This is a genomic window from Streptomyces melanogenes (genome assembly GCF_014649795.1).
Lineage (GTDB): Bacteria > Actinomycetota > Actinomycetes > Streptomycetales > Streptomycetaceae > Streptomyces > Streptomyces noboritoensis.
This window is the reverse complement of record NZ_BMTS01000003.1, coordinates 577705-594568: the sequence shown is the minus strand read 5'-3', so window position 1 is coordinate 594568 and position 16864 is coordinate 577705. Positions and strand designations below refer to the sequence as shown.

Sequence of the window (16864 nt, the reverse complement as noted above, 5' to 3'; positions counted from 1 at the left end):
CGGGCTCAGGCCTTGCGGGCGCGGGAGGTTGCCTTCTTCGCCGGGGCCCGCTTCGTCGCCCGCTTCACCGGCGCCCGCGCCGGCTCCGCGTCGCTGATCCGGTCCGCGCCCAGGATGTCGCGCAGGAACTTGCCCGTGTGGCTCGCGGCCACGGACGCGACCTGTTCCGGCGTGCCCTCGGCGATCACGAGGCCACCGCCGCTGCCGCCCTCGGGACCCATGTCCACGACCCAGTCCGCCGTCTTGATGACGTCGAGGTTGTGCTCGATGACGATCACCGAGTTCCCCTTGTCGACGAGGCCCGACAAGACCTTGATCAGCTTCGAGATGTCCTCGAAGTGGAGCCCGGTCGTCGGCTCGTCCAGGACGTACACCGTCCGCCCCGTCGACCGCTTCTGCAGCTCGGACGCCAGCTTCACGCGCTGCGCCTCACCGCCGGAGAGCGTCGGCGCGGACTGGCCGAGGCGGACGTAACCGAGCCCCACCTCGTTCAGCGTCCGCAGATGACGGGCGATCGTCGGCACCGCCTCGAAGAACTCCAGCGCCTCCTCGATCGGCATGTCGAGGACCTCGGCGATGGACTTGCCCTTGTAGTGGACCTCCAGCGTCTCCCGGTTGTAGCGCGCCCCGTGGCAGACCTCGCACGGCACGTACACGTCCGGCAGGAAGTTCATCTCGATCTTGATCGTGCCGTCGCCCGAGCAGTTCTCGCAGCGGCCGCCCTTGACGTTGAAGGAGAAGCGGCCCGGGAGGTAGCCCCGCACCTTCGCCTCCATCGTCTCGGCGAACAGCTTGCGCACGTTGTCGAAAACGCCCGTGTACGTCGCCGGGTTCGACCGGGGCGTACGGCCGATGGGCGACTGGTCGACGTGGACGACCTTGTCGACCAGGTCGTCGCCCTCCACGCGCGTGTGCCGCCCGGGCACCGCCCGCGCGCCGTTCAGCTCGCGCGCCAGGTGCGTGTAGAGGATGTCGTTGACCAGGGTCGACTTCCCGGAGCCGGAGACGCCCGTGACGGCGGTCAGCACGCCCAGCGGGAACGAGACGTCGATGTCCCGGAGGTTGTTCTCCTTGGCGCCGTGCACGGTGAGCTTGCGCGAGGGGTCCGCGGGGCGCCGGACGTCCGGCAGCGGGATGGACTTCTTGCCCGCCAGGTACTGCCCCGTCATCGACTCCTTGTTGGCGAGGAGCTGCTTCAACGGGCCGCTGTGGACGACCTTTCCGCCGTGCTCACCGGCGCCCGGGCCGATGTCGACGACCCAGTCGGCCACCTTGATGGTGTCCTCGTCGTGCTCGACGACGATCAGCGTGTTGCCCATGTCGCGCAGGCGCACCAGCGTCTCGATGAGGCGGTGGTTGTCCCGCTGGTGCAGACCGATCGACGGCTCGTCCAGCACGTAGAGCACGCCGACCAGGCCCGAGCCGATCTGGGTGGCGAGGCGGATGCGCTGGGCCTCGCCGCCGGAGAGCGTCCCGGCGGCGCGGTTGAGCGAGAGGTAGTCGAGGCCGACGTCGACGAGGAAGCGCAGCCGCTCGTTGACCTCCTTCAGGACCCGCTCGGCGATCTTCTTGTCGCGCGCGTTGAGCTTGAGCTCGCCCAGGAAGTCGGCGCAGTCGCTGATCGACATCGCGGAGACCTCGGCGATGGAGCGGTCCATCACGGTGACCGCGAGGACCAGCGGCTTCAGTCGCGTGCCCTCACAGGTGGGGCAGTGGACCTCGCGCATATAACCCTCGAAGCGCTCGCGCGCCCCGTCGGACTCCGCCTCCGAGTGGCGCCGCTTGACGAACGGCACCGCGCCCTCGAAGGAGGTCGTGTAGGCGCGCTCCCTTCCGTACCGGTTCCGGTAGCGCACTTCGATCTGCGTCTTGTGGCCGTACAGCAGCGCCTTCTTGGCGCGCTGCGGCAGCCCCGCCCAGGGGATGTCCGTACGGAAGCCGAGCTCCTCGGCGAGCGCGCCGACCAGCCGGGCGAAGTAGTCCTTGGTGTGGCCCAGCGACCACGGCGAGACCGCGCCCTCGTCGAGGGACTTCTCCTCGTCCGGGATGATCAGCTCGGGGTCGACCTCCATGCGCGTACCGATGCCGGTGCAGTCGGGGCAGGCGCCGAAGGGCGAGTTGAAGGAGAAGGAGCGCGGCTCCAGCTCCTCGAAGGACAAGTCGTCGTACGGGCAGTACAGATGCTCCGAGTACATCTTCTCGCGCTCGGGGTCGTCGGCCGCGAGGTCGACGAAGTCGAGCACCACCATGCCGCCGGACAGGCCGAGCGCGGTCTCCACCGAGTCGGTGAGGCGGCGCTTGGCGGAGTCCTTCACGGTGAGGCGGTCGATGACCACCTCGATCGTGTGCTTCTCCTGCTTCTTCAGCTTGGGCGGCTCGGAGAGCTGGATCGTCTCGCCGTCCACGCGCGCGCGGCTGTAGCCCTTGGTCTGGAGGTCGGCGAAGAGGTCGACGAACTCGCCCTTGCGCTCGCGCACCAGCGGCGACAGCACCTGGAAGCGGCTGCCCTCGGGCAGCTCCAGCACCTTGTCGACGATCGCCTGCGGCGACTGGCGGGTGATCGGACGGCGACACTCGGGGCAGTGCGGCTTGCCGATGCGCGCGAAGAGCAGACGCAGGTAGTCGTAGACCTCGGTGATGGTGCCGACCGTCGAGCGCGGGTTGCGCGAGGTCGACTTCTGGTCGATGGAGACCGCGGGCGACAGACCTTCGATGAAGTCGACGTCCGGCTTGTCCATCTGGCCGAGGAACTGGCGGGCGTACGAGGAGAGCGACTCGACGTAGCGGCGCTGCCCCTCGGCGAAGATCGTGTCGAACGCGAGGGACGACTTGCCCGACCCCGAGAGCCCGGTGAAGACGATGAGGGAGTCGCGCGGGAGGTCGAGCGAGACGTTCTTGAGATTGTGCTCGCGCGCGCCACGGACGATGAGACGGTCGGCCACGCCGGTCCGCACCTTTCTTGAAGAGAAGCAGGGGGGCGGAGCCCCCGTCTCAGACTATGGGGGGTCGCCAGGGCGATGGTTCGTTTTACAGCCAAGGATGCCTGATGCCACTGACGAGCCTATAGCACGCGCATTCGATTTACGGACTCGCCCAAGCGGCTTCACCCGAATGAGTGGCAGGACTATCGTCGGCCGCATGATTGATCATGCGCAGGACCTGGCATCTGTACGGGAAGCCACCGACCGGCTGCTCACCGCAGCCGCCGAAATGGACAACGCGGCGGTCGCCGAGCCGTCACGGCTGCCGGGCTGGAGTCGCGGCCATGTGCTCGCCCACGTGGCCCGCAACGCGGACGCGCTCGTCAACGTGCTCGCCGGCCGCCCCATGTACGAGAGCGGCGAGGCCCGGGACGCCGACATCGCGCGCGACGCCGCACGGCCGCTCGACGCCCACCTCGCCGACCTGCGCGAGAGCGCGGCCCGCTTCCAGGAGGAGGGCGCCCGGCCCGCCGACTGGGCCCGCACGGTCGAGCTCCGCAACGGCGTCCTCGACCAGGCCGCCCGCATCCCCTTCCGACGGCTGATCGAGGTCGAGCTGCACCATGTCGACCTGGGCGTCGGCTACGAGCTGGAGGACCTGCCGGTCGACTTCGTCCGGCGCGAGATCCAGTTCCTGGCCGACCGCTTCTCGGGGAACGCCTCGGTCCCGCCGGTCACCCTCACCGGCAACAACGGCCACACCCTGCGCACCGGTGGCACCGTGGGCACCCCGGTGACCGTCGGCGGCCCCGCGTGGGACCTGCTGGGCTGGCTCGCGGGCCGCAGGGACGGCGCCGCCCTGGAGGCCTCCGGCGGCCCGCTGCCCGCCCTGCCGCCGCTGTAGGCCCGGCGTTACGCTGAGCCCATGACGTACAGCGGAGCGGTGAAGGTCGGCGGTCCGGCGGATGTCCACGAGCTCGGGGACCTGATGATCTCCAAGGTCGCGGTCGGCCCGATGGACAACAACGCGTATCTGCTGCGCTGCCGGGCCACCGGCGAGCAGCTCCTGATCGACGCGGCGGCCGAGCCCTCGACCCTCCTGACGCTGATCGGTGACGACGGCATCAAGTCCGTCGTCACCACCCACCGCCACGGCGACCACTGGCAGGCGCTCGCCGAGGTCGTCGCCGCCACCGGCGCGACGACCTACGCGGGCCGCTACGACGCCGAGGGCATCCCCGTGCCGACCGACGTCCCCGTCGAGGACGGGGACACGATCACCGTCGGCCGGGTCGAGCTGACCGCCCGCCATCTGGTCGGCCACACCCCGGGCTCGATCGCGCTGGTCTACGACGACCCGCACGGCCACCCGCACCTGTTCACCGGCGACTGCCTGTTCCCGGGCGGGATCGGCAACACGCACAAGGACCCGAAGGCCTTCGCCAGCCTCCTCGACGACGTGGAGACCAAGCTCTTCGCGGTGCTGCCGGACGAGACCTGGGTGTACCCGGGTCACGGCAACGACACCACGCTCGGCGAGGAGCGCCCCAAGCTGCCGGAGTGGCGCGCCCGCGGCTGGTAGCGCGATCGGGGGCGAGGCGCTCGTCCACGGCGCGGGCGCGCTTCCGCACGCCCCCCGTAACCGCCCGTGAGCACGGGTAGTTGGCGCCACATGCACCTCTCCCCCACCTCTCCCCCCACACACGCACCACCGTCGATGACACGGCTCGCCGCCGCCTCCCTGGCGGGCACCGCTGTCGAGTTCTACGACTTCTTCGTGTACGGGACGGCCGCCGCGCTCGTCCTGGGCCCGCTCTTCTTCCCCACGTTCTCCCCGCTGGCCGGCAGCCTGGCCGCCTTCGGCACCTTCGGGATCGGGTTCGTCGCCCGTCCGCTCGGCTCTGTCGTCTTCGGTCACATCGGTGACCGGTACGGACGACGCCCGGTGCTGTTCCTCTCGCTGTTCCTGACCGGTTTCGCCACGGTCGCCGTCGGCTGTGTGCCCTCGTACGCGACGATCGGAGCCGCCGCCCCCGTCCTGCTGCTCGTCCTGCGCTTCCTGCAGGGGCTCGGCCTCGGTGGCGAGTGGGGCGGGGCCGTGCTGCTGACCGTGGAGCACGCGCCCGCGCGGCGCCGCGTCCTGTGGTCGTCGTTTCCGCAGATGGGCCCGTCCCTGGGGTTCCTGCTGGCCAACGGGGTGATGCTGGTGCTCTCGGCGGGGCTCACCGACGCCGAGTTCCGGTCGTGGGGGTGGCGGATCCCGTTCTGGGGGGCGGGGCTGCTCGCGGCGGGCGGGCTGCTGCTGCGCTCCTCCCTCGCCGAGAGCCCGCAGTTCCAGGAGCTGGGCGAGCGCGCCAAGCTGCCGCTGGCGGAGGTGGTCCGCGACCACTGGCGGCTGGTGCTGCTGACGGCGGGCGCGCTGTCGGTCGGCTACGCCGTCTTCTACGCGGTGACCACCTGGGCCCTGGCATACGCCACCGAACGCCTCGGCGTGAGCCGTACGGTCATGCTCGTCTGCATCATGGCCGCCGTCGCCGTGAAGGGCTCGCTGACCCCGGTCTCGGCCCTGCTGGCGGACCGGTACGGGCGGCGGCCGCTCTGCCTGGCGGGGTGCACGGCCTGCGCGCTGTGGATGTTCCCGCTGGTCGCGCTGCTCCAGACCGGCGAGCCGCTGCTGATGTTCGCCGGGGTGCTGGGCGCGCTGCTCGCGTTCATCACCATGTTCGCGGTGATCGCGGCCTATCTGCCGGAGCTCTACGAGCCCCGGGTGCGGTGTACGGGCGCGGCCGTCGGCTACAACCTGGGCGGGGTGCTGGGCGGCGCGCTGACCCCGATCGTGGCGACCGCACTGGCCCGGGGCGAGGGGCCGCCGTGGGGCGTGGCGGCCTATCTGACCGGGATCGCCCTGCTGAGCCTCGGCTGCTTCGCGCTCCTGCCGGAGACCCGGCCGGTGCTCGACACGGCGGAGGCGGGGGCCGAGGCGGCGCCCGCCTAGCCGCCCCTGGGGCCCTGGTAGGGCTCCCAGGGGCCGCCGGGGGCTACAGGTCCTCCGACTCCGCCACGTCGCAGTCCGTGAAGGCGGGCGGGCGCGTCGAGAGCGCCGCGAGCTGCTTGGCGAGCTCGGTCGTCTCCGGCGCGTCGCTGTTGGCCATGGCCTCCTCGTACGAGTCGAACTCGACGACGGCCAGATAGCGGTTGGGATTGGCCCGGTCGCGCAGCAGGGTGCGGTGCGAGGGGCCGAGCTTGCGGCCCTGTGCCCGGGCCGTCTCCTCGTACTGGCGGATGAGCTCGCGCATCTCGTCCGCACGCTCGGTCTCGAAGTCGATGATCTGCGCGAACTTCATGGGGGCCTCCTGGTCCGCGGCGCCCCCGCCGACCGGGAGCTCTCCCCGTACAAGCAAGCACCGGCCGACGGGCACGGCAACTCCGCGCCCGGCCGGCCGGTGCCGCGCGCCGGTGCGGATGCACCGCGCGCCCCCGGGGGTCAGACCCCGACGCTCTTCTTCTCGTCCTCCTCGGCCGCCGTCTGCTTCTTGGCGGCCATCAGGCTGGTGATCGTGGTGACGACCAGCACGCCGCAGATGACGGCGAGCGAGACGGGGATGGAGATCTCGGGGACGTTCACCCCGTTCTCGTGCAGGGCGTGCAGCACCAGCTTCACGCCGATGAAGCCGAGGATCACCGAGAGGCCGTAGCTGAGGTGGACCAGCTTCTTGAGCAGTCCGCCGATGAGGAAGTACAGCTGGCGCAGACCCATCAGCGCGAAGGCGTTGGCGGTGAAGACGATGTACGGGTCCTGGGTCAGGCCGAAGATCGCGGGGATGGAGTCCATCGCGAACAGCACGTCGGTCATGCCGATGGCCAGCATCACGACGAGCAGCGGCGTCATGACCTTCTTGCCGTGCTCCTGGATGAAGAGCTTGGTGCCGTGGTACCGGTCGGCGACGCCGAACCGCTTCTCGATGGACTTGAGGAGACGGTTCTCCTCGAACTCCTCGTCCTCCTCGTCGGAGCGCGCCTCCTGGATGAGCTTCCAGGCGGTGTAGATCAGGAAGGCGCCGAAGATGTAGAAGACCCAGGCGAAGTTGGCGATGACCGCGGCGCCGGCCGCGATGAAGATCGCCCGCAGCACCAGCGCTATGAGCACGCCGAAGAGCAGTACCCGCTGCTGGAGGTGGGTCGGCACCGAGAACTTCGCCATGATCAGGATGAAGACGAAGAGGTTGTCGACGGAGAGCGACTTCTCGGTGATGAAGCCCGCGAAGAACTCGCCGGACGCCTGGCTGTCGCCGAAGACCAGCAGGCCGACTCCGAAGAGCGCGGCGAGCACGATCCAGACGACCGTCCAGATTCCGGCTTCCTTGACCGACACGTCATGGGGTTTGCGCCCGATGAAGAAGTCGACCGCGATCAGGGCGCACAGACCGAGAATGGTCAGCACCCACAGGGTCATGGAAACGTCCACAGTGCCTCCGGCTTCGTACCGCTACAGATCAGCGTCGTCGCTGCCGGAGGTCTCCTCCACCCGAGCACGTGACGGTGCCGTGGGCCGACGCCCCGGAACCGTCTCTTCGGGTCCGTATTGACGGGAACGCCGCAGTCGGGAGTACTCCCCTCCGCACCAAGAACCCTACCCCAATCACCAAGAGAAGGTAAAGGAAAGGGTAAAGAAGAGCCAAGCCGGTGGGTGGGTGAGGGAGTTCGAGACCGGGCGCGCGGGTGGGCGCGCGCTGGATCGCGCGCGCCCCTACATGCCGTCGGCCCGACCCGGAGTCAGCGCGGCCAGGCGCGCCGCGCGTCCGCGACCTGGCCCAGCACCTGCCCCAGGATCGCGCTGCCGGCCGGGACCAGCGGCGGCTCGTACGTCCAGGCGTGCCCCACCCACGGGTCGGCCAGGTGGTCGTCCGGGACCGGTGTGAGCCGCAGCAGCGAGCGCCACAGCGGCTGCAGCACCGGCCCGTACGCACTGGCGTCCTCGCGGTCCGCGACCATCAGCAGATGGACGCCGACCGACGGGCCCTCGTCCGCGAGGTAGCGCAGCTGGTTGACCGCGCGGTCGTCGAACCCGTGCGGGAAGTCGTTGACGATCAGGAGCTGCTCGGCGGTGTCCATGCCCGGCGGCAGCGCGTCCGCCCCGGCACCGGCCCGCGCGGCCATCTGGAGCAGGTCGACGCGCTCGGTGAGCCGGGCCAGCACGGCCGCCACTCCCTGGGCACCGGCCGCGGGCGGCTCGCCGAGCACCCCCGCGCGCGTCAGCGGCGCGAACGCCCCGGCCGCCGCCCCCGCCGGGTCCACTACGTGCACGGCGAACTCGTGCGCCGGGTACACCGCCAGCATGCGGGCCGCCAGCGCCACCGCGGTCTCCACGGCGAGCCGCTTGACCTGCTCGGCGTCCATGAAGGCGGCGGCCTCGGAGCCCGAGCGCCCGGCGTCGATCCACAGGCCGCGCTCCAGCGGCAGCCGCACCAGCATCGGAATCCGCAGCTCCGGCCGCTCCGGCAGCCGCAGGTCCCCGACGCGCAGGGCCATCGGGATCTCCATCGGCACCCGGTAGCCGTGCCAGACCGGGTTGTCCCAGCGGGCGTAGGCGGGCGGCAGGGCGGGCTCGACGACCTCGGACTCGGCGGTCAGCTGCGCCAGGTCCCGGTCGAAGGCCTCGCGCGCGCGGTCGACGAGCTGCTCGCGGCGGGCCGAGGCCTCCTCGCGGGCCCGGTCGCCGGTGGAGCCGATGCGGCTGCGCGGATCCGCGAGAGCCCGGTCGAGCTCCTGCTCCATCCGCGAGTCCGCGAAGTCGACGGCGCTGCGGTACGAGGCGGTGGTGCGGGCCAGGTCCTCGAACATGCCCCACACCTGGTTGTAGAGCCGCTCCTCCATGGACCAGCCGGTGGCGTCGCCCGCCACGGGGACCGGGGGCTCGCCGGGGGCGGCGGGCGGCGCGGTGGGGGGCGGCGGCGGGGGCGCGGTGGTCTTGCGGCGCGGATGCGCGTAGTCGATGGGCCCGCCGTCGCTCAGGGGCTGCTGGGCGGCCTCGGGCGCGGCGGCCGCCGGCCCGCCGTCGCTCCCGCCGGTGCCGGGCGCTCCCGTCCGTACCCGCGCCTCGTCGGACGTACGGGGCGGGGGCGCCGCGACCGAGCGGGAGGCGCCCAGGGCGACCGCGTCCAGGATGACGGCGGCGAGCTCACGGGCCTGCGGCAGGCCCTGGTCGACCAGCATGTCGGCGAGGCCGCCCGCGTAGCCCTGGCCGATCGCGCGGACCTTCCAGGCGCCGTTTCGCCGATAGAGCTCCAGGGCGACGACCGCCGACTCCGCGTCCAGGCCGGTGATCGTGTAGCTGGCGACCTCGGTGCCGTCGAGGCCGGTGACGGCGACGAAGGGCGCGGCGACGGCGGCGAACCGGGCCGGGCCCGCCGTCCCGGGCGGCAGCGCCAGCAGCACGTTCACCCGGTGCACGTCCTGCGGCAGCGCCTCCAGGTCCACGGCGAGGCGGTGGTCGGCGGCGGCCTGCCGGGAGACTTCGAGGCCCGGCAGCGTGGGCGTGCCGGGGTGGGCCACCCACTCCGTCCCGCGCACCGTGCCGCTCTCGTCGCCCAGGGTGGCGCCCGCGACGATCGGCGTGCCGGCCGACACCCGGATCTCCAGTCGGGTCCGGGGCAGGGGGTGGTTCTGTCCCCGTACCAGCTCGGCCGTCATCGCTCTGTCCCCTCGTCGAGTTGCCGGTGGTGCACGGTGGTGCGGGGCAGCTCCCGGCGGCCTTGCCTCCGGGAGCTGCGGTTGCGGCCGTGGTGGCCGGTGGTGCCTGCGTACGGCCGTGGTTACAGGTGCGGCAGGATCGCCGGCATCAGGTCCTGGAAGGTGCGGCCGTTGGACGGGTTGCCGATGGCGGTCATCTGCCAGCCGGCGCCCGCGCGGTGCACCTTCGCCATGATCTGCGCCGTGTACTGACCGCCGCCGTCCAGCGTGTAGCGCGCCAGCTCCTGGCCGTTGGTCTCGTCGACGATGCGGCAGAACGCGTTCTGCACTTCCTGGAACGTCTGGCCGGTGAACGAGTTCACCGTGAAGACGATCTGGTCGATGTGGACCGGGACGCGCTGGAGGTCGACGAGGATCGACTCGTCGTCGCCGCCCTGGCCCGCGCCGCCCACCAGGTTGTCGCCGGTGTGCCGCACCGAGCCGTCGTCGCTGACGAGGTGGCGGAAGAACACCACGTCCACCGGCTGCTTGTCGGCGAAGAGCACCGCCGAGGCGTCCAGGTCGATCTCCCGGGTGCGCGAGCCGAACAGGCCGCGGCGCGGCGCCGCCTGCCAGCCGAGCCCCATCCGCACCGATGTCAGGGTGCCGCCACCCTGCTTCTCCAGGCTGATGGCCTGCCCCTTGGTCATATTGACCGTCACGCGCTGTCCCCTCTCCGCATTTTTTACGTTCCCGTCCGACCCTACGCAGTGGCGCGATGTGCGCCACCGCTCGGGGCGGATTTGTGTCGGTCTTGCAACACAGCGGGTGGCGGGCCGTCAGGCCTGTCCCGCCTCCCGCATCTGCCGCAACTCCTTCTTCAGCTCGCCGACTTCGTCGCGCAACCTGGCGGCGATCTCGAACTGCAGCTCGGCGGCCGCGGCCCGCATCCGGTCCGTCATCTCCTCGATCTGCTCGGCGAGTTCGGCCGCCGGGCGGTCGGTGAGGACCTCGCCGCCCTTGCCCGCCTTCGCCTTCGACTTCGCCGCCTTGGCACCGAGCGCGGGGACCGGCGCCTTGGCGCCCTTGCCATCCTTGCCCTTGCGGTAGCCGGAGCCGAGCAGCTGCTCGGTGTCGACCTCCTCGCGCGCGATGGTCGCGACGATGTCGTTGATCTTCTTCCGCAGCGGCTGCGGGTCGATCCCGTGCTCCTTGTTGTACGCGACCTGCTTCTCCCGGCGGCGGTTGGTCTCCTCGATGGCCTTCTCCATCGCCGGGGTGATCTTGTCGGCGTACATGTGGACCTGGCCGGAGACGTTGCGCGCCGCGCGGCCGATGGTCTGGATCAGCGAGGTGCCCGAGCGCAGGAACCCCTCCTTGTCGGCGTCGAGGATCGCGACCAGCGACACCTCGGGCAGGTCCAGGCCCTCGCGGAGCAGGTTGATGCCGACCAGCACGTCGAACTCGCCCGCCCGCAGCTCGCGCAGCAGCTCGACCCGGCGCAGGGTGTCGACGTCGCTGTGCAGATAGCGGACCTGGATGCCCATCTCCAGGAAGTAGTCGGTCAGGTCCTCGGCCATCTTCTTGGTGAGGGTGGTGACCAGGACGCGCTCGTCCTTCTCGGTGCGCTTGCGGATCTCGTGCACCAGGTCGTCGATCTGCCCCTCGGTGGGCTTGACGACGACCTCCGGGTCGATCAGGCCGGTGGGGCGGATGATCTGCTCGACGAAGCCGTCGCCGCGCGACAGCTCGTACTTGCCGGGCGTCGCCGAGAGGTAGACGGTCTGGCCGATGCGGCCCAGGAACTCCTCCCACTTCAGCGGCCGGTTGTCCATCGCGGAGGGCAGCCGGAAGCCGTGGTCGACCAGGGTGCGCTTGCGGGAGGCGTCGCCCTCGTACATCGCGCCGATCTGCGGGACGGTCACGTGCGACTCGTCGAGGACGAGCAGGAAGTCGTCCGGGAAGTAGTCGAGCAGCGTGTTGGGGGCGGTGCCGGGGTCGCGGCCGTCGAAGTGCATCGAGTAGTTCTCGACGCCCGAGCAGCTGCCGATCTGGCGCAGCATCTCGATGTCGTACGTGGTGCGCATCCGCAGCCGCTGGGCCTCAAGCAGCTTGCCCTGCTTGTCCAGCTCGGCCAGGCGCTGCTCCAGCTCCTGCTCGATGCCGGTGATCGCCTTCTCCATGCGCTCCGGTCCCGCCACGTAGTGGCTGGCGGGGAAGACGTAGAGCTCCTGGTCCTCGCTGATGACCTCGCCGGTGAGCGGGTGGAGCGTGGACAGCGCCTCGATCTCGTCGCCGAACATCTCGATCCGGACGGCCAGCTCCTCGTAGACCGGGAAGATCTCGATGGTGTCGCCGCGCACCCGGAACGTGCCGCGCGCGAAGGCCACGTCGTTGCGCGTGTACTGGATGTCGACGAAGCGGCGCAGCAGCTGGTCGCGGTCGATCTCCTCGCCGACCTTCAGCGGCACCATCCGGTCCACGTACTCCTGCGGCGTGCCCAGGCCGTAGATGCACGAGACGGAGGCCACCACGATCACGTCGCGGCGGGTCAGCAGCGAGTTCGTCGCCGAGTGGCGCAGCCGCTCGACCTCCTCGTTGATCGAGGAGTCCTTCTCGATGTACGTGTCCGACTGCGGGACGTACGCCTCGGGCTGGTAGTAGTCGTAGTACGACACGAAGTACTCGACGGCGTTGTTGGGCAGGAGCTCGCGGAACTCGTTCGCCAGCTGGGCCGCCAGCGTCTTGTTCGGCGCCATGACGAGCGTGGGGCGCTGGAGCTTCTCGATCATCCAGGCAGTCGTCGCCGACTTTCCGGTGCCGGTCGCGCCCAGCAGGACGACATCCTTCTCACCTGCACGGATGCGCTTCTCCAGCTCGGCGATGGCCGCCGGCTGGTCGCCGCTGGGCTGGTAGGGGCTGACGACCTCGAAAGGCGCCACCGTACGTTCGATCTTGGAAACGGGCCGCATGGAACCACCGTACGACCCCCCACTGACAGTCGGGCGCGATCGGCCTGGGAGCGGGGCCCGCCGGGCCCCGGGTCACCAGTCGTGCGGCGACGAGGAGCCCTCGCCGGGCCGGTGCGGGGCGGCCCATTCGGTCCGGTCCGGGAACGACGGCAGGTGGCGGGGGACGGGCGCCGGGCGGGGCGGCCGCTTCTCCCACTCGGGCTTGCCCATCACCACGAGCGGGTCGAACATCACGACGACGCCCGCGAGCACCAGGAAGGCGACCGGGCCGATGAGCATCGGCGCGAGCACGGTGGCCGAGGAGTCCCCGGCGGCGGTGCCCGAGCCGTCGTGCAGATGGACGCTGAGGGCGGCCATGCCCGTGTAGTGCATGCCGGTCACGGCGACGCCCATGACGACGCTGGCGCCGAGGCTGGCGAGGAAGCCGTCGACCGAGACGGCCGCCCAGAGGGCGGCGGTGGCGGCGACGACCGCGATCACCACGGAGAGGCTGACGGTGAGTGTGTTGTAGGCGAACTCTCCGTGCAGTCGAATTCCGGCCATCCCGAGGTAGTGCATCGAGGCCACGCCGAGCCCGGTGATGGTCCCGCCGGTGACCAGCGCCAGGGGTGTGGCACCCCGGTAGCCGACGATGAAGATGCCGATGCCGACCATCACGATGGCCAGGCCCAGGCTGGCGAACGTGATCGACCGGTCGTAGCTCAGCACCTCCTGGCGGACCGTGAAACCCATCATCGCGATGAAGTGCATGGTCCATATGCCGGAGCCTATGGAGGTGGCGCCCAGCGCCAGCCAGAGCGCTCTGAAGGGCCGGTCGGCCCGTAGCGACCTGGCGGTGCAGCGCAGCCCGAGCGCGCCGCCCAGACAGGCCATGAGGAACGCCACTACCGGCGTGACGAGGCCGTAGGTGAAGCCGTCGACCGTCCCGTGCATATGCGTGTGCCCTTCACCCCGTACCGACTACCGACTGAAGAGGCCGACTGCTGTCGCGGAGGCCCTGGTTCGGGGCGACATTAAGGCTCGCCGAGCGACAGGCAAACATTTTCACGCCAATTTGTCGACACCCCGGACCCGGGGGCTCCGTTCCCGGCGTCCGCGAGAGGGCGGCCGAACCCGTCCGATGGGCGGCGACCGGCCCTCCGGAGACCGGACGGACCGGGGCCCGGAAACCGGCCCGGCGGGCGTTGTCAGTGGCGGGTCGTACGGTGGCGACATGAACAGCGACGAGCAGTTCGAGCGGGCCCCGCGGGGGCCGGAGCGGGTGGTGTGGGCGGTCGTCGGCAGCGACATCGGCCCCCTGCTCCTCGCCGCGACCGACCAGGGCCTGGTGAACGTGGTCTTCCACGCCCGGGAGGCGGTCCGGGACAAGGCGCTGCGCGGCCTGGCGGCCCGGCTGGGGTCCGCGCCGGTCCCGGCCCGCCCGGAGGACGGCACGGGCCCGCTGGCCGAGCCCATACGCCAGCTGGAGGCGTACTTCGCGGGTGACCTGCGCGCGTTCGAGCTGCCGCTGGACTGGTCGCTCTCCTCCGGGTTCAACCGCCAGGTGCTGCGCGAGCTGGAGGCGACCGTTCCGTACGGGACGGTGGTGGGGTACGGCGACCTCGCCGACCGGGTCGGCCAGCCCCGGGCGGCGCAGGCGGTGGGCGCCGCGATGGGGTCCAACCCGCTGCCCGTCGTGGTGCCCTGCCACCGGGTGGTGGAGAGCGACGGCGGGCTCGGCGGGTTCGGCGGCGGCCTGGAGACCAAGCGGCGGCTGCTCGCCCTGGAAGGGGTGCTGCCGCAGCCGCTGTTCTGAGTGTCCCCAGGGCCGCTCAGGCCGGGCCGGGGCCGCGAGGCGCTCGAGGAGCCGCTAGAGGCTGATGTGGTACGCCTTGCGCAGCGTCTCGTGCACGGTCCACGTCGTCCGGTCGCCCTCGCGCAGCACGCACGCGTCGCCGGGGCCGAGCTCCAGGGTGTCGCCGCCCGCCACCTCGACGGTCGCGCGCCCGCTGACCACCACGAAGAGCTCGTTGGCCTCGGTGTCGGTCACCACGCCGGGAGTGATCTGCCAGATGCCGCGCACCTGCTTGCCGTCGGGCGACTCCCACAGCACCTTGCCGGTGACCTCGGGAGTGCCCGAGACGATCTGGCCGGGGTCCAGGGGCTCCGGCTCCAGCTCCGCGTCCGGGATGTGGACGACGAACGAGGCCGGTGCGGCCGCGTCGACGGAAGGGGTCTCGATGTGATCATTGGTCGTCATGGCGCGCCAATCTAGCCATGTCCTGCGCCGCGCTCGACGCCGCCTCTGGCCGGAACCGTCGGCCGGGAGCAGACTCCCCGTGAGTGGGTCGCGGGGGCGGGCCCCGTAGGCCTCGCGGCCGCCGCCTCCGCGCGCCTCGCACAGGTGATCGCAGAAGTGACGTTTACGCGGTGCGCGGGCGCGCCAGGGATGGGGCATGTCCTACGACGACGTACTCAAGGTGTCCCAAGAGGTGCGCGAGGCCCTGGCCGAGGGGCGTCCGGTGGTCGCCCTGGAGTCCACGATCATCGCCCATGGACTGCCGCGCCCTCGCAATCTGCGGGTGGCGACGGAGCTGGAGGAGCTGGTACGGGCCGGGGGCGCCGTCCCCGCCACGGTCGCCGTCCTGGACGGGCGGCCCCATGTCGGCCTGGACAAGGACCAGTTGGAGCGGATCGCGGGCGGCGGGCTGCGCAAGCTAGGCCACCGCGACCTGCCGATGGCGCTGGCCGCGGGCGCGAGCGGGGCCACCACCGTCTCCGCGACCGCGTATCTGGCCCACTGGGCGGACATCCGCGTCTTCGCCACCGGCGGGCTCGGCGGCGTGCACCGCGGCTGGACCGAGACCCAGGACGAGTCGGCGGACCTGGCACTCCTCTCCCGGACGCCGGTCGCGGTGGTGTGTGCGGGGGTGAAGTCGATCCTCGACGTACCGGCGACGTTGCAACGGCTGGAGACGCTGGGCATCGGGGTGGTCGGCTACGGGACGGACCGCTTCCCCGGGTTCTATCTGGCCGACTCCGGCGAGCCGGTCGACTGGACGGTGCGCACCCCCGAGGAGGCCGCCGACGTGCTGCGCTCCCATGACGCGATCGGCCCCGACTCGGCGCTGATCGTGGCCAATCCGGTGCCGGAGGCCGAACAGCTCGACCCCGAGCTGCACGACCGGGTGCTGGCCGAGGCCCTGGCCGCGTGCCGGGAGCAGGGGATCACGGGCCAGGCCGTCACCCCGTTCCTGCTCGACCATCTGATGCGGCACACCGGCGGGGCGTCCCTGGAGGCGAACGTGGCGGCGGTGCGCGGCAACGTACGGCTCGCGGCGGCGATCGCGGCGGCGCTGTGACGGATGCGCCCGCCGGGGCGGCGGACCGGACCGCTTCGGCCCCCGGAGGCTCCGCGCCCCGCGGGCTCCTGGTCGTCGGGGACGTGGTGACCGACGTCGTCGCCCGGCACCGGGGCCCGCTGGCGCCCGCCACGGACACGGCGGCCGAGATCCGTACGGTCCCGGGCGGGGCAGGAGCCAACGCGGCCTGCTGGGCGGCCCGTTCGGGCTGCGCGGACGTGCGGGTCCTGGGCCGGGTCGGCAGCGACGCGCTGGCCTGGCACGAGCGCCGGCTGCGGCGCGCGGGCGTACGGCCGCTGCTGATCGCGGACCCGGCGGCGCCCACCGCCACCGTCGTCTCGCTGGTCGACACCGCGACCGCCGAGCGCACCTTCCTCACCGACAGCGGCGCCGTACTGCGGATATCCCCCGCCGACTGGGACCCCGCGCTCCTGGACGGCGTCGGCCGGCTGCACCTCTCCGGCTATCTGTTCTTCGCCGACGCGAGCCGTGAACTGGCCCTCACGGCCTGCCGTTCGGCGCTGGACGCCGGGGTTCCGGTGAGCCTGGATCCCGCGTCGGCGGGGTTCCTGGCCGAGCTGGGCGTCGAGCGGTTCCTGGCGGCGGCCGAGGGCGTGGAGGTGCTGCTGCCCAACGCCGACGAGGCGCGGCTGCTCACCGGATGCGCCGAACCGGCAGAAGCGGCGGTGGAGTTGAGCTGCAGGTTCCCGCTGGTCGCGGTCACGCTCGGCGCTGCCGGGGCGCTGGTGGCGGTGGCCGGTGAGGTCGTCGCCCGGGTGGCGGCCCCGCCGCCGGGTGCGGCGGCCGTCGACTCGACGGGCGCGGGCGACGCCTTCACCGGCGGCTTCCTCGCCGCCCTCCTCGCGGGCGCGGACCCGGCCGGGGCGGCGGCGGCCGGCTGTCGGGCGGGCGCGGAGGCGGTGACGGTGGTGGGCGGACGGCCACCCGTACCCAACTGACC

14 protein-coding genes are annotated in these 16864 nt (G+C 71.6%); 6 read left to right on the top strand and 8 right to left on the bottom strand.

Translation table 11 applies throughout. From position 1 onward, the window contains the following. Positions 1 to 5 precede the first annotated feature (5 nt). The gene (gene uvrA, locus IE252_RS09720) at positions 6 to 2942 is read right to left on the bottom strand and encodes an excinuclease ABC subunit UvrA (RefSeq protein ID WP_229848145.1); all 2937 of its coding nucleotides are present in this window, start codon (positions 2940 to 2942) and stop codon (positions 6 to 8) included. Positions 2943 to 3138: 196 nt separating this feature from the next. On the opposite strand from uvrA, the gene IE252_RS09715 reads away from it, so the two are divergent. From IE252_RS09715 to IE252_RS09705, 3 genes are all read left to right on the top strand, one after another. Then, positions 3139 to 3825, top strand: coding sequence for a maleylpyruvate isomerase family mycothiol-dependent enzyme (locus tag IE252_RS09715; RefSeq protein WP_190088905.1), 687 nt, complete (start codon positions 3139 to 3141; stop codon positions 3823 to 3825). Between the two features lie 21 nt (positions 3826 to 3846). After that, the gene (locus IE252_RS09710) at positions 3847 to 4503 is read left to right on the top strand and encodes an MBL fold metallo-hydrolase (RefSeq protein ID WP_190088904.1); all 657 of its coding nucleotides are present in this window, start codon (positions 3847 to 3849) and stop codon (positions 4501 to 4503) included. Positions 4504 to 4638: 135 nt separating this feature from the next. After that, on the top strand, positions 4639 to 5916 hold the full coding sequence (locus tag IE252_RS09705) for an MFS transporter (protein WP_190088903.1): 1278 nt from the start codon (positions 4639 to 4641) through the stop codon (positions 5914 to 5916). Positions 5917 to 5959: 43 nt separating this feature from the next. Here the strand turns inward: IE252_RS09705 and IE252_RS09700 are convergent, their stop codons facing one another. The 6 genes from IE252_RS09700 to IE252_RS09675 all read right to left on the bottom strand — a co-directional run bounded on the left by IE252_RS09700 (position 5960) and on the right by IE252_RS09675 (position 13495). After that, positions 5960 to 6265, bottom strand: a complete 306-nt coding sequence (locus IE252_RS09700) for a hypothetical protein (protein WP_190088902.1) — start codon at positions 6263 to 6265, stop codon at positions 5960 to 5962. Positions 6266 to 6405: 140 nt separating this feature from the next. Next, positions 6406 to 7386 carry a TerC family protein gene (locus IE252_RS09695; protein WP_190088901.1) on the bottom strand — a complete coding sequence of 327 codons (981 nt, stop codon included), beginning with the start codon at positions 7384 to 7386 and terminating at the stop codon, positions 6406 to 6408. 308 nt (positions 7387 to 7694) lie between these two features. Continuing rightward, a complete protein-coding gene (locus IE252_RS09690) occupies positions 7695 to 9611 on the bottom strand; it encodes a TerD family protein (protein WP_190088900.1) in 1917 nt (638 codons plus the stop codon). A 122-nt stretch (positions 9612 to 9733) separates the two neighbouring features. Further along, complete coding sequence (locus IE252_RS09685) at positions 9734 to 10312, bottom strand: TerD family protein (RefSeq protein WP_190088899.1); 579 nt, start codon at positions 10310 to 10312, stop codon at positions 9734 to 9736. Positions 10313 to 10429: 117 nt separating this feature from the next. Further along, positions 10430 to 12562, bottom strand: coding sequence for an excinuclease ABC subunit UvrB (gene uvrB / locus IE252_RS09680; RefSeq protein ID WP_190088898.1), 2133 nt, complete (start codon positions 12560 to 12562; stop codon positions 10430 to 10432). 72 nt (positions 12563 to 12634) lie between these two features. Next, entirely contained in the window at positions 12635 to 13495 is an 861-nt protein-coding gene (locus IE252_RS09675) for an MHYT domain-containing protein (protein WP_190088897.1), read from the bottom strand. Between the two features lie 280 nt (positions 13496 to 13775). Here IE252_RS09675 and IE252_RS09670 point away from each other — a divergent pair, with 280 nt between their 5' ends. Further along, positions 13776 to 14357: a methylated-DNA--[protein]-cysteine S-methyltransferase gene (locus IE252_RS09670; protein WP_190088896.1), complete on the top strand. Its 582-nt coding sequence runs from the start codon at positions 13776 to 13778 to the stop codon at positions 14355 to 14357. Positions 14358 to 14411: 54 nt separating this feature from the next. Here IE252_RS09670 and IE252_RS09665 read toward each other — a convergent pair whose 3' ends face one another. Beyond that, on the bottom strand, positions 14412 to 14801 hold the full coding sequence (locus IE252_RS09665; protein WP_190088895.1) for a cupin domain-containing protein: 390 nt from the start codon (positions 14799 to 14801) through the stop codon (positions 14412 to 14414). Between the two features lie 196 nt (positions 14802 to 14997). On the opposite strand from IE252_RS09665, the gene IE252_RS09660 reads away from it, so the two are divergent. Beyond that, a complete protein-coding gene (locus tag IE252_RS09660) occupies positions 14998 to 15903 on the top strand; it encodes a pseudouridine-5'-phosphate glycosidase (protein ID WP_190088894.1) in 906 nt (301 codons plus the stop codon). Beyond that, complete coding sequence (locus tag IE252_RS09655; protein WP_190088893.1) at positions 15900 to 16862, top strand: carbohydrate kinase family protein; 963 nt, start codon at positions 15900 to 15902, stop codon at positions 16860 to 16862. Before IE252_RS09660 ends, IE252_RS09655 begins: the two co-directional genes overlap by 4 nt. The last annotated feature ends 2 nt before the right edge of the window (positions 16863 to 16864 follow it).